Annotated in this window: 12 protein-coding genes; 8 read left to right on the top strand and 4 right to left on the bottom strand. The window is 40.7% G+C overall.

Annotation, left to right across the window (positions count from 1 at the left end):
* Positions 1-25: 25 nt before the first annotated feature.
* From OXI21_RS05305 to galE, 8 genes are read left to right on the top strand one after another with little or no spacing between them, the layout of a single operon-like run.
* Positions 26-1,021 carry a glycosyltransferase gene (locus OXI21_RS05305; protein WP_279618522.1) on the top strand — a complete coding sequence of 332 codons (996 nt, stop codon included), beginning with the start codon at positions 26-28 and terminating at the stop codon, positions 1,019-1,021.
* Entirely contained in the window at positions 1,018-1,773 is a 756-nt protein-coding gene (locus OXI21_RS05300) for a glycosyltransferase (protein WP_279618521.1), read from the top strand. The genes OXI21_RS05305 and OXI21_RS05300 overlap by 4 nt, the downstream gene beginning before the upstream one ends.
* A gap of 9 nt (positions 1,774-1,782) precedes the next feature.
* Positions 1,783-2,823, top strand: coding sequence for an EpsG family protein (locus tag OXI21_RS05295; RefSeq protein WP_279618520.1), 1,041 nt, complete (start codon positions 1,783-1,785; stop codon positions 2,821-2,823).
* Positions 2,824-2,835: 12 nt separating this feature from the next.
* Positions 2,836-3,981 carry a glycosyltransferase family 4 protein gene (locus OXI21_RS05290; RefSeq protein WP_279618519.1) on the top strand — a complete coding sequence of 382 codons (1,146 nt, stop codon included), beginning with the start codon at positions 2,836-2,838 and terminating at the stop codon, positions 3,979-3,981.
* A gap of 40 nt (positions 3,982-4,021) precedes the next feature.
* A complete protein-coding gene (gene galU, locus OXI21_RS05285) occupies positions 4,022-4,894 on the top strand; it encodes a UTP--glucose-1-phosphate uridylyltransferase GalU (protein WP_279618518.1) in 873 nt (290 codons plus the stop codon).
* A gap of 1 nt (position 4,895) precedes the next feature.
* A complete protein-coding gene (locus tag OXI21_RS05280) occupies positions 4,896-6,134 on the top strand; it encodes a UDP binding domain-containing protein (RefSeq protein ID WP_279618517.1) in 1,239 nt (412 codons plus the stop codon).
* Positions 6,104-7,759: a glucose-6-phosphate isomerase gene (gene pgi / locus OXI21_RS05275; protein ID WP_347815512.1), complete on the top strand. Its 1,656-nt coding sequence runs from the start codon at positions 6,104-6,106 to the stop codon at positions 7,757-7,759. Before OXI21_RS05280 ends, pgi begins: the two co-directional genes overlap by 31 nt.
* Positions 7,749-8,768 (top strand): UDP-glucose 4-epimerase GalE, encoded by a 1,020-nt coding sequence (gene galE, locus OXI21_RS05270; protein WP_279618515.1) that lies wholly within the window; start codon positions 7,749-7,751, stop codon positions 8,766-8,768. Before pgi ends, galE begins: the two co-directional genes overlap by 11 nt.
* A gap of 89 nt (positions 8,769-8,857) precedes the next feature.
* Here galE and OXI21_RS05265 read toward each other — a convergent pair whose 3' ends face one another.
* The 4 genes from OXI21_RS05265 to OXI21_RS05250 form a co-directional block, all read right to left on the bottom strand.
* Entirely contained in the window at positions 8,858-10,240 is a 1,383-nt protein-coding gene (locus tag OXI21_RS05265; RefSeq protein WP_279618514.1) for a phosphomannomutase CpsG, read from the bottom strand.
* Positions 10,241-10,266: 26 nt separating this feature from the next.
* Complete coding sequence (locus tag OXI21_RS05260; protein WP_279618513.1) at positions 10,267-11,364, bottom strand: Wzz/FepE/Etk N-terminal domain-containing protein; 1,098 nt, start codon at positions 11,362-11,364, stop codon at positions 10,267-10,269.
* A gap of 200 nt (positions 11,365-11,564) precedes the next feature.
* Positions 11,565-12,356, bottom strand: coding sequence for a HesA/MoeB/ThiF family protein (locus OXI21_RS05255; protein ID WP_279618512.1), 792 nt, complete (start codon positions 12,354-12,356; stop codon positions 11,565-11,567).
* A 69-nt stretch (positions 12,357-12,425) separates the two neighbouring features.
* Positions 12,426-12,752, bottom strand: a complete 327-nt coding sequence (locus OXI21_RS05250) for an MliC family protein (RefSeq protein ID WP_279618511.1) — start codon at positions 12,750-12,752, stop codon at positions 12,426-12,428.
* Positions 12,753-12,793: the final 41 nt, after the last annotated feature.

Below are 12,793 nucleotides of genomic sequence, written 5' to 3'. Positions count from 1 at the left end.
CATATCCATATCCTATCTAAAAACTATGAATAAAAACCCAACAATTTCTATTATTATTCCTGTTTATGGCGTAGAAGACTACATTGAAAAATGCATCCAAAGCCTACTCGACCAAACATATACTCATTTTGAGGCTATTATTGTAGATGATGGCAGCCTTGACAATTCTATTGCTATCGCAAAAAAACTAGTAGGAAATGACCCTCGGTTTATTTTTTTAGAAAAAGAAAATGGCGGCCAGTCCAGTGCTCGTAATCTTGGCCTAGATATAGTATCAGGCGATTATATTGCTTTTGTCGATAGTGATGACTATATCTCACCTAAAACTTTTGAATATTGCATTCATCGTTTTTCACAAAAAAAAGATACCGACATTGTGACCTTTGGACTTCAATATGTTGATGAAAATGGGGAAAGTCTAGGATTATCGCTACCAAAACTACATAAACATTCACTAGAGAAAGACCCTCTTTTATTTTATGGTGCATTAGATACATCAATGTCCACCAAAATTTATAAAAAGAAAATCTTTGAAAACATACGGTTTATAGAAGGTATGATCTATGAAGACCAGCAAATATTGCCTGCGATTCTATATAATCAAAATATTGATGTTATAGATGATATTTTTTATTTCTACGTAATTCATTCTAACTCGACAATGCGACGATATAATCCTCACTACCTCACTAGTTTTTTAAAATTATTTGATTCTCATAAAAGTTTTCTCTGTGAGAATTACCCTACTAGTGCCTATAAAAAATATTACGAAACTGGTTACCTATTAAATTTTTATGTTAAAGCGATAACATATATCAGCATTTACTCTCCGAACTTTAATCAGGACTATAATGATCTTAACGATGCTATAAACAAAAAAATTATAAAATCCTCAAACATATTGAACCTTTTACCTTTAAAGTCTAGAGAATTATGGGCTATTTTAATATTTAAAACTTCACCAAAATTGTTTAAATTTATTTTCAAATCTGTATATAAGAGAGTTAAAAATACATTATGATTTCAGTAATAATGGGAATTCATCGCATTGATGAGTATGTTGACAATGCTATAAATAGCATTTTAAATCAAACATTCGCAAATTTTGAATTTATCATTGTTGCGAATGGTTCTGATGCATTTAATGTAGCTAAATATATACAATCTCACTTTAATGATCCTAGAATTAAAGTTCTAACAAGCTCTATTGGACAACTAGCACATGCTTTAAATATAGGATTAGATGCTAGTCAATATAATTATATTGCTCGCATGGATGCTGATGATATTGCTCATCCTGAACGCTTGAAAAAACAATTAAAGTATTTATTAGAAAATTCTCTTGATCTTGTTGGTAGTAATTTAAATTTAATAAATGAAACAAATGAAAAAATAGGTGATCGTAAGTATCCCGTACAACATAAAATTAATAGACTCCTTCCTTTTAAAAACACTTTCGCACATAACACGACTTTATATAAAAAAAAGACAGTCATAAATGCAAGAGGATATAACTCTGGTTTTAATACCGAAGATTATGATCTTTGGTTACGACTAAAAAGAAAAGGGATTAAATGGGACAATATCCAAGAGCCCTTGTTAGATTATAGAATTCACACAAACGCATCACAAAGACGCTTACTTGGATATGCTGAATGTGCAGGATATGCTATGAGAGAGTTTTTATTAAAAAAAAGCTTTACTAATTTTATAGCTATATTTATCCAGTGTTTCAAAGCATTAATTAGACCCGACCGTTCAAAAAAAGATTAAGCAAAAACTATGGAAATATATTTACTTGGTTACGCCTTCTTACTAATTGGTCTTTTTTTATGGGAAAGAACTTATCCTAAAACTAGGCTCATTTACTTTCTGGGTTTTATTTATATTGCATTTATAGTGATTTTCAGGGGAAATGTTGGTACAGATACAGGCACCTATGAGAGTATTATTGCTAATATCTCTTTAGATAATTGGCTAAAACAACCTACCGAACTAGGGTTTAACCTCTCGGTTGCCTTACTAAATCTATTAGGCTTTTCTAGTGTTATAACATTGAGAATATTAACAGCTATATATATTAGCCTAATAATTCCGCTCTTAATAACCTCTGAAAAAAATATTAGACAATTTATTGCCATTTTTTTTATACCGGCAACTATCTACATATTTTCAATGAATGCTTTACGAGTTGGGATTGCTATCAATCTTTTACTCATTTCATTAAACCTATTTCAAAAAAAGAGGAACGTCTCTTTAGTTGTTTTCCTTATTGCTATCTCCTTCCATGTTACAGTTTCTTTGATTATTCCTATTTTATTTTTATTTCAAAAAAACAACTCTAAAAAAATTATAACAGCCTTTTCCCTTACTCTACTGCTATTTGCAGGAGGAGCTATTTACTATGAACATATTTATAATAAATTAATTTTATATTCTAATTACTCTTCTCCCAATCTTTCATCCGGACTATCTGATGTCATCCTATTTATACTGTTTTTGCGCTTCTTTTACTTATACCCAACAAATAGACACTTCAAAATTGGCTTTTCTTGTGTAGCCACATTACTAATAGCAATGTCTTTTATAATTGCCAAATTTAGCTATGGTGGTTTGCGTATTCTACAGCTATATACTCTTTTATTGCCTTATACATTCCTTTACATATCCAATCTACGCTATGGAATGTTTATTTTAAATAAAAAATTATTCTACTCTCTATATCTAACATCTATCATTGCTACAATATTTACTTTACGTAATTTTATAGACTCATCAGGACAAGCATATGGGTTTATTCCCTATTCTTTTATATTTCAGTAATTATAATTTATTATGAAAAAAATAATCCTCATCGGAACAGTTGCCTCATCAACTATCCAATTTAGACAAGACTTAATTAAGCTATTGGCTCAAAACAAGTGGCAAGTTTATACCTTTGTTTGTGAGTATAAAGACGATGAGCTAAAAACTTTAGAATCATTAGGTGCAACCCCTATTACTTATAAAATGAGCCGTGGCGGACTCAATCCGTTTGCCGATATCGCTTCTATGTGGGATTTAAAAAAGAAAATAACGAAGATTAAGCCTGATATTGTTTTTTCCTACTTTTCAAAACCTGTCGTCTATGGAACCATTGCTGCTAAGCTAGCGAAAACTCCAAAAATTATCGGCATGCTCGAGGGACTTGGCACTCCCTTTACGATCCCTAAAAATGGCCAAAGCACTAAAGTAAATTTTATCCAGAAAGCACAAATTTTTCTATATCGACTTGCTTTTCCTTTCCTAGATAAAATAATTTTCCTCAATCCTGATGATCCTGTAGATCTCATTGAAAAAAATAAAATTAAATGTAAAACAAATGCTATACATGTTTTAGGCGCAATAGGTCTCAACCTAGACCAATATCCTTATAGCCCATGGCAAAACAATACATTTTCTTTTATCTTCATCGCTCGCTTGCTTGCAGAAAAAGGTATTTTTGAATATGTAGAAGCAACTAAGTTAGTTAAAAAGCAATACCCTAATGTTGTGTGTACAGTAATCGGTGGATTAGATAAAGAAAATCCAAGCGGACTAACTGAAAGAGAATTGGAGAGATTAATTAATGACAATATTATCGAATATCCTGGTTTTGTAAATAATGTACCTGATTACATCACCAAAAGTGCCGTATTTATTTTACCCTCTTATTATCGTGAAGGCGTGCCCCGAAGCACCCAAGAAGCTATGGCAATCGGGCGTCCTATTATTACAACTGATGTTCCTGGTTGTCGGGAAACCGTAATTGATGGGCAAAATGGTTTTTTAGTCCCTAAATGGGATGCAAATGCTCTCGCCGATAAAATGATCTATTTTATCGAACATCCTGAACAAGTAAACATTATGGGAAAAGAGAGCTATAAGCTTGCTAAAGAACACTTTGATGCCGATAAAGTCAATCGTAAACTATGCAATATAATTGGCATCGAGCTATCATAAACAGATTATTTTCACATTCATTAAATACGTATTTTATACCATGATCAAAAAAGCAATTCTTCCCGTTGCGGGACTCGGGACTCGTTTTTTACCGGCGAGTAAGGCAATTCCTAAAGAGATGGTGACGGTGGTCGATCGTCCTGCGATTGAATATGTTGTCAAAGAGGCGGTGAATGCTGGGATTAAAGAGATTATTTTGGTGACCCATAGTTCAAAAGCATCGATTGAAAACTATTTTGATCGCAACTTTGAGCTCGAAACCACCTTAAAAGCAAAAGGGAAATATGACCTTTTAGCTGAGATCTCTCATATTATTCCTAACGATGTCACGATTATTGCCGTTCGCCAGCCTGAACCGCTTGGGCTTGGGCATGCGGTATTGTGTGCTAAAAGCGTTGTCGGGGATGACGATTTTGCGGTGCTGCTACCGGATGTTTTAGTTAAAAACAGAGCTAGTGAGCATGATTTAACCACGATGATTGAGCGCTTTAATCGATCCAAGCGTGCTCAAATTATGGTGGAAGCGGTGCCCGAATCGCTGGTGGATCAGTATGGGATTGTGGATGTTGAAACCCGTCCTAATGAAGGGGAGAGCATTGTGATGCGTGGGATTGTAGAGAAACCGCCCGCCCACAAAGCGCCCTCTAATCTTTCGGTCGTTGGCAGATATATTCTCCCCGCTCGGATTATGTCGCTCCTTGAAGAGACCCCAAAAGGTGCGGGAAATGAGATTCAGCTCACGGATGCCATTGCAAAATTGCAAGAAGATGCTGAGATTGAGGCGTACCGCATGAAAGGAGAGACCTTTGACTGCGGGAGTAAAATTGGTTATCTCAAAGCCATTTTGCACTACGGCGTGGATCACCCAACCTTGGGCGAGGATTTTAAACAATTAATCGATGAGTTAAAGTAAGATGAATATCGCGATTGTCGGAGCAACATTGCAAGCGAAAGTCTTTGCCGTCGTACTTGCCGAAGTGGCCCATAGAATTCATTGGCTTGTCCCCCATTTACCACAAGATGGTGAGCTTTCTGAGCGTATCAATACCTTGCATGAGAGGGGGCATATTACATTCGTCCATAACGTGGCGCATCTTCCCCATGATCTTGAAACGTGCCTGCTCTGCTATCGTCCGACTGAAAAGGAGAACGCCCTTCTCTTTTTAGATGCATTAAAAGCCATTCCCACACCTCATTTAACCATGATGATTAATGGCTCAACCTTTGGCCTTCACGGCACGGCGCAATTACAAGCGAAAAGTCCTCAATACGAGTGGAGCTATCTGCCGGATATCATTCAGGAAGGGAGCGCTTTAAAGAGTTTTTTAGAGGCAAAACAGATTATGGTAGGGCTACAATCGGAGGCATCAAGAACATGGATGGATGAATTTCTGCGCCCCTTCTTCCCGCTTGCCCACCAAAAACTCTTTATGCCTATTTTGGATGCAGAGCTCGCGAAACTCTCCATCTCGGGGATGCTGGCAACGCGCATTAGTTACATGAATGATGTGGCTCATGTGGCTGAAACGCTCGGCGTCGATATCTTAAATGTCAAACAAGGGATGGCCGCCGATACTCGAATTGGCGCCTCTTATCTCTCTCCGGGCGTTGGCTTTGGCGGGGAGAATTTTTCTCATGATATTTTAATGCTCTCAAGCGAGGTATCTAAAAGTGGGGCGAAAAGCCGGCTACTTGAACAAGTTTGGGAGATTAATGAGGATCAAAAAGAGATTCTATTTCGTAAGCTGTGGGATTATTACAATACCAATCTCCAAGGGAAAACCATTGCCATTTGGGGTGCATCCTTTAAAGAAAATAGCGGAAATACTCATAATTCCCCCATTCATAAGATGTTGAGCGCGCTTTGGGCACAAGGGGCGATCGTAAAGCTTCATGACCCTGAGGCTCTGCCTGAAATTTTAGAATGCTACGGAAACCGCGAAGATTTGATACTCACGGATGATCCTTATCGTGCAGCTGAAAATGCTGATGCGCTTTGTGTGATGACTGCGTGGAGATGTTACTACAGCCCAAATTATCAACGGTTATTGCAGGCGATGAACCATCCTCTTATCTTAGATGGACGCAATATTTACCATCCAGACCATATGAAACATTTAGGATTTATCTATCAAGGAGTAGGACGGTGCTAGCGCGATTACACCATTTAGCAGAACGCTTTCAACACCGGCATCTGAGCGATCTTTTTCAAGAATCACCGGATCGATTTGAACAATTTTCACGATCGTTTGAGGCACTCACATACGATTTTAGCAAACAGCGCATTGATCAAGCGGTTCTCAATTCGCTCGTCGCGTTCGCAGGTGAAAAAAATCTTTCCGAGTGGATTAAACGGCTCTTTTCAGAGGAAAAAATCAACTACACCGAAGATCGTTCTGCGATACATTGGGCGCTAAGAGAGCCTAAAGAGCATAGCTCACTCCCAAATATTTCTCAAAAAGTGCACCATGAATTGGAGACGATGTATCGCCTCGTCAATAAAATTCATACCGGCCAATATCGCGGCGCCACGGGAGAGGTGATTCAAGATGTGGTCAATGTTGGGGTGGGAGGCTCAGATCTTGGTCCGCTTATGGTGAGCTATGCGCTCTCTGATTTCAAAGTGCAAACTGAAAAACCGCTCAATATCCACTTTGTTTCCACCATGGATGGCAGCCAATTATCGGACCTTCTCTATCAGCTTCGCCCTGAAACAACGCTCTTTATTATCTCTTCAAAGTCCTTTACCACGATCGATACCCTCTCCAATGCGGAAACAGCGAAAACGTGGCTGATGAATGCTTTAGGTCCTGAGCCCCGCGTTGTCCAAAATCACTTTATCGGCGTGTCGAGCGATCGTGCAAAAATGGATGCTTGGGGAATCACTCCTCATCATCAGCTCTGTTTATGGGAATGGGTCGGTGGCCGTTATTCACTCTGGTCTACTATTGGTCTCCCCATTGCTCTCACCATCGGGGTTGATGGATTTAAAGAGCTACTAAATGGAGCCGATTTAGTCGATATACACTTTCAAACTGAATCGTTTGAGCGTAATATTCCCGTATTAATGGCCCTTCTAGGGGTATGGAATAGCAATTTTTTAAATATGCAGACCCATGCGGTGCTTCCCTACGATGGCCGTTTAAAATATTTTGCCTCTTATCTACAACAGCTTGAGATGGAGTCTAACGGAAAATCGATCAAACGAAATGGGGAGCGCGTCACCCATCATACCTGCCCGATTATCTGGGGAGAAGTGGGCCCTAATGCACAACATGCGTTTTACCAGCTCCTGCATCAAGGCACCCATGCGGTTAGTTGCGATTTCATCGCGCCCATTAAACGCTATAACGGAAAACACTACACCTATGTAGAAAATGAAGCGACCCTCACCGAACAGCATCATTTAGCCTTAGCCAACTGTTTGGCGCAATCAAGACTCCTTGCCTTTGGAAATAGTGCGCTCTCTGAAAAAGAATTGACAGGCATCCCCAATTACAAACAATATAGTGGGAATCAGCCCAGTAGTACTCTGCTATTAAAAGAGCTCAATCCACAAACGCTTGGGATGCTCATTGCGTTATATGAACATAAAGTCTTTGTACAATCGGTCCTTTGGGGCATTAATCCCTTTGATCAATGGGGCGTTGAGAAAGGTAAAGAGATTGCAAAACAGATTTTGCCAATTTTAAACGGTAATCTCGACGAATTAGCCCATTTAGATGCCTCAACTGCTGGCCTTATACACCATTTATTAGGAGATCACGATGAACCATAAAATATTAGTCACAGGGGGCGCAGGATATATTGGTTCCCATACCTGCGTTGAGCTTTTAGAAGAAGGGTTTGAGATCTTAGTGCTCGATAATCTTTCAAATAGCTCTGAAGAATCCCTAAAGCGCGTCGAAAAACTGACGGGCAAATCGCTCACCTTTATTGAAGGGGATATTCGTGATGGTGTGCTATTAGATCAAATTTTTAATACCCACGCCATCGATGCGGTCATCCATTTTGCGGGGTTAAAAGCCGTCGGTGAGAGCCAAGAGATTCCCCTAGCCTACTTTGATAATAATATCGCAGGGTCTGTGAGCCTGATTCAAGCGATGGAGCGCGCGGAGTGTTTTAATCTTGTCTTTAGCTCATCAGCAACGGTGTATGATGAGGCAAATCCCTCACCACTAAATGAAGAGATGCCAACGGGAATGCCATCGAATAACTACGGCTATACCAAACTCATCGTTGAGCAGATGCTCGAAAAAGCCTCCCGTGCGGACGCGCGTTGGTCCATTGCTCTTCTTCGTTATTTCAATCCGGTGGGCGCTCATAAAAGTGGCGAAATTGGTGAAGATCCGCAAGGAATTCCCAATAATTTAATGCCCTATATTACTCAAGTGGCCGTGGGTAAGCGTGACAAGCTCTCCATTTTTGGCAATGATTACAAAACGCCTGACGGCACTGGGATTCGTGATTACATTCACGTTGTCGACCTTGCATCAGCCCACGTCTCAGCCCTCCAAAATCGCCTTGCCCATAAAGGGTGCCGTGCATGGAATATCGGTACAGGGAGCGGGACTTCTGTATTAGAGATGAAAAACACCTTTGAGAAGGTGAACAACATCAGCGTTCCCTTTGAGTTTGCGCCTCGCCGTGCAGGAGATGTTGCAATCTCCTATGCCGATAATAAACGCGCTACCGAAGAGCTCAACTGGACACCTAAACACACCTTAGAGGATATGCTCAAAGATAGCTGGCGCTGGCAGAAACTAAATCCTCAAGGGTATCGTTAATATAACGAATATTAAATAATATGCGACTCACAAAAAAGCTCGATAGATCTACCATTAAATCTATCGAGCTTTTTATTCTCTATGTATCATTAACATTGATGATTCATTATTAATCCCGTTAACTCATCAATATAGTCCTGCATTTTCTGGGGATTTTGATCGGCGCGCGCTTCAATATTGAGGCGTAGTAATGGCTCGGTATTTGATGCTCTGACGTTAAAACGCCACGCTCCAAAATCAAGGCTGACGCCATCGGTCTGGTCGATTTGTGGATTTTGAGAGGCATAATAATCAAATATTATCTGGATCGTCGCTTGGGTATCGCTTACTTTAAAATTGATCTCACCACTGCAGGGGAATTTTTCGATCATTTTCTCCACAAGTGCCGACAACGTTTCACCGGTTTCTGACATCACCATCACCGTCAAAAGCCACGGAATCATGCCACTGTCGCAATAGGCAAAATCACGGAAATAGTGATGGGCACTCATCTCCCCCCCATAGACAGCGTTATGCTCGCGCATCACATCTTTAATAAAGGCATGCCCCGATTTTGACTGCACCGCAACGCCATCATAACGATTGATAATATCAAGTGTATTCCAGATTAAACGCGGATCATGGACGATGTTTTCACCCTTCTCTTTCAATAAAAAGGCCTGTGCAAGGAGTCCAACCACATAATACCCCTCGATAAATTGCCCCTTTTCATCAAAAAGAAAGCAACGATCAAAGTCACCATCCCAAGCAATGCCCATATCGGCTTGATGCGCAAGAACGGCCTGCTCGGTCACGGCTCTGTTTTCTACCAAAATTGGGTTAGGAATGCCATTGGGGAAGTTACCATCCGGCTCATTATGGATTTTGATAAATTCAATCGGAATTTGATGTTCGGAAAAAGCGCGTTCTAATGCATCAACCACATGTCCTGCTGCCCCATTTCCTGCATTCATCACAAGTTTCATCGGCCGAATTTTTTGAGGATCAATATAGGTTAAAAGATGCTCGATATATTCAGCTAAAACCGAATAGGATTCAACGCGCCCTTTATCAGTATCAAGGATTTCGGTAAATTCACCCGATTCTGCCAAAGCTTGAATCTCTTTTAATCCCGTATCGGCACTAATCGGGCGTGCGCCTTCACGAACAAATTTCATCCCGTTATAATCCATAGGATTATGGCTCGCGGTAATCTCAATCCCCCCTTCAACATCGAGATGAAAGGCGGCAAAATAGACCTCTTCCGTGCCCGTTAATCCAAGATCAAGCACGTCCACTCCGGCATCATTGAGCCCGCGAATTGTCGCTACTTTAAGCGCTTCACTCGTAAGACGAACATCACACCCTACCGCAACACGTTTTGGCTGATAGATCTGTCCATACGCGCGCCCAATCCGATAAGCGATCTCTTCATTAAGCTCACTGCCCAATTGCCCGCGAACATCATAGGCTTTAAAACAGGTTAATTTCATCTCTATCCTCTCTCTTTGTCTCGCGCTTAGTTTAATCCCGTTTGCTTACGATTACGCATCGCAATGCGCACTAGCGCAATCATGCCACCTAACATAAAGCCCACAAGGCCGCCGATTAAGACAACGAGCTTTTTCTTAGGTTTAATCGGTTTCTCAGGAAGCTCTGCCGGTGCATCTAGGTTATAGAGGGAAATTTTATCTTCATCAAACTTAATGCCTTTAAAAAACTCATGCTTAACGGTGAGCTCTCTTAATTCAGGAAGTAGGAGAACATCAATACCGCGCTTTTCTAGCACTTCAATTTGAGCGGTTAATGCTTTACTACCGCGCATGTAAAGAAGATTCTGATCAACATATGCAGCGCCCTCTTTAGTCGCTTTTCCTTCTGGCATCATTGGCGACTCAATCCCTAGTTTTTCTGCAATGTAGAGCCCTTCTTTAAGGCGGTCTAATTCACTTTTTTGCAGTAATTCTAATTTTTGCTTTAATGTAGTAATTCCAAGCTCAGTATTTTGTAAAATAGTGTTCACTTCTGCTTTTCGGTCAGTCAAGATTCGCTCTTTTGCCCACTTTCCTGCTAAAGCGACATATTCATTGGCCCATAATTCAATTATTTCTGGATTTTGATGAGTCACCACTACCTGATAACGATCGGGCGTTTCTTTACTATTGGCTTGTTTAATGCTGAGCGTCTTAGCAAAAGATGCGCGCAAACTATCTAATGAGTTCGCTCTTTCTTTTTCATCTAAAGAAGACAGGTAATAATGTTCAAAGAAATATCGATTTAATTCTTTGGAATAGAGAGTATTTCTAAAGAGTGCATAAGCTTCGTTAATTGAGATCGGTTTTAACGCATTGCTATCTTCTTCTTTATCGCTTAAATTAATCGCCCCTTTATTTAACGCCGTAATTTGCGACACATAGGGGGGTAAAACTTCCGCTTGGGATTGATAAATCGGCGTGGCTAAAAGCGCGTAGGCAACGGCGATGATACTGGCAATCAATGTGGTGCTGATGATAATCCACTTATCTTTCCAGAGATCGGCGATTAACTCAAAAAGATCAATCTCATCTGAATAGGGAGAGGCCGATGTTGGCTCGCGATTTTCCGTCAATGAATTCATAAAAAACTCTCTTTTTAAAAGTAAGGCGTGCATATCCTACGAGCCGAGCACAGCTCCTGTCAAGATAAAGGCCAATAATTTAACCTAGTTGATTGATTATAGAGACACCCGCTCGCGGCGGTACGTTGTCTCATTTGATAAACCCTTTATTTTAACGGATATTTACCTTTTTTTATAATGTTTATCCCATTAAATGATGGTTAGAGGCGATTTTTCGCACGGCATTCAACGTGGGTCTCCGTTACGTAATCGCCGCAGACATCGCAGTGGGGGTTTTTGCCATATTTAAATTCACGCCACTCATTATCGAGCGCATTATAGATTCGAAGGCGGCGAGTGGTAAGTTTCCCGATGCCAAGCAGGAGTTTGAGCGTCTCTTGAGCTTGGGTGACACCGATAATATGCACCACTGGGGAAAATACGCCAAAAAGTGCGCAATTGCCATCTGAGGCCTCATCACCATCAAAAAGGCAGGCGTAGCATGGAGAGGTGTCATCGCGAAAATCATAGACGGTGAGCTGCCCTTCATAACGCACTGCTGAACCTGAAATGAGCGGAGTTTTTGTAGAAACGGCCGCACGATTGATCGCTTTACGTACCTCAAAGTTATCGGTGCAATCTAAGATCGCATCTGCCGATTGGCAGAGCTCTTCAAGCCGTTTAAAACAGGTCTTTTCATCATAGGTATGAATGATGACATCGGGATTGAGCTCGGTGAGCTTTTGTTTTGCTTGCACCACTTTCGAACGCCCAATGTCCGCGGTTTTATAATAGGTTTGCCGGTGCAGATTGGAAAGATCCACCTCATCGTAATCTAAGATCGTGAGCTCGCCGATCCCGGCCCCAGCTAGAAGGGGAAGTGCTGCCATACCGAGCCCGCCACAACCGACTACCACCACGTGTGCTTTTTTAAGCGCGAGTTGCCCCTCGATATCAAATTGATCGAGCAAAATATGGCGGGAATATCGCAACAATGAGTGGTCGTCTAGCATGATGATCTCCTTATATACTAAAAAAGCAGAGATTCCCTCTCTGCTTTTGCTCGGCTTACGCTTGAATCTCTATTTTTTATCGCCTTTCCAAATTTCACAGGAAATGGGCTTACCTTTCACAAATTCAACCACGGCGTAATCGGCTTTGGTGTGGATTGAGAAACCATCATGATTGGTATAATACGCGCCGCTTGCTGCCGGGGTAATAATCATGGTCACAATCCGGCCCGAATCATCTTGCATCCGCGCAATCTCGCCATCATAGAGATATTCTACCGTGATATTGGTATCCATCGGACAGTTGTATGAAACGCGCATCGTATCATCTTGTGTATTCGTGGTTGCACAGCCAGCTAAAACGGCCGATCCAGCGAGGATCATCGCTAATTTTTTCACAGAGAGTCTCCTTTCGAGGTTAATAAAATTTTGTGCTCACT

It is taken from the genome of Ignatzschineria sp. RMDPL8A (assembly GCF_029815055.1).
Taxonomy (GTDB): Bacteria; Pseudomonadota; Gammaproteobacteria; order Cardiobacteriales; family Wohlfahrtiimonadaceae; genus CALZBJ01.
The sequence above is the reverse complement of the archived record's forward strand: the minus strand, read 5'-3'. Positions and strand labels throughout refer to the sequence as shown.

Excerpts from the sequence above, each read along its gene's own strand:
- OXI21_RS05255 (WP_279618512.1), bottom strand. The coding sequence starts at position 12,356 with ATGCTAGACGACCACTCATTGTTGCGATATTCCCGCCATATTTTGCTC.
- OXI21_RS05280 (WP_279618517.1), top strand. The coding sequence starts at position 4,896 with ATGAATATCGCGATTGTCGGAGCAACATTGCAAGCGAAAGTCTTTGCC.
- OXI21_RS05295 (WP_279618520.1), top strand. The coding sequence starts at position 1,783 with ATGGAAATATATTTACTTGGTTACGCCTTCTTACTAATTGGTCTTTTT.
- OXI21_RS05260 (WP_279618513.1), bottom strand. The coding sequence starts at position 11,364 with ATGAATTCATTGACGGAAAATCGCGAGCCAACATCGGCCTCTCCCTAT.
- OXI21_RS05290 (WP_279618519.1), top strand. The coding sequence starts at position 2,836 with ATGAAAAAAATAATCCTCATCGGAACAGTTGCCTCATCAACTATCCAA.
- OXI21_RS05265 (WP_279618514.1), bottom strand. The coding sequence starts at position 10,240 with ATGAAATTAACCTGTTTTAAAGCCTATGATGTTCGCGGGCAATTGGGC.
- OXI21_RS05305 (WP_279618522.1), top strand. The coding sequence starts at position 26 with ATGAATAAAAACCCAACAATTTCTATTATTATTCCTGTTTATGGCGTA.
- OXI21_RS05300 (WP_279618521.1), top strand. The coding sequence starts at position 1,018 with ATGATTTCAGTAATAATGGGAATTCATCGCATTGATGAGTATGTTGAC.
- galE (WP_279618515.1), top strand. The coding sequence starts at position 7,749 with ATGAACCATAAAATATTAGTCACAGGGGGCGCAGGATATATTGGTTCC.
- galU (WP_279618518.1), top strand. The coding sequence starts at position 4,022 with ATGATCAAAAAAGCAATTCTTCCCGTTGCGGGACTCGGGACTCGTTTT.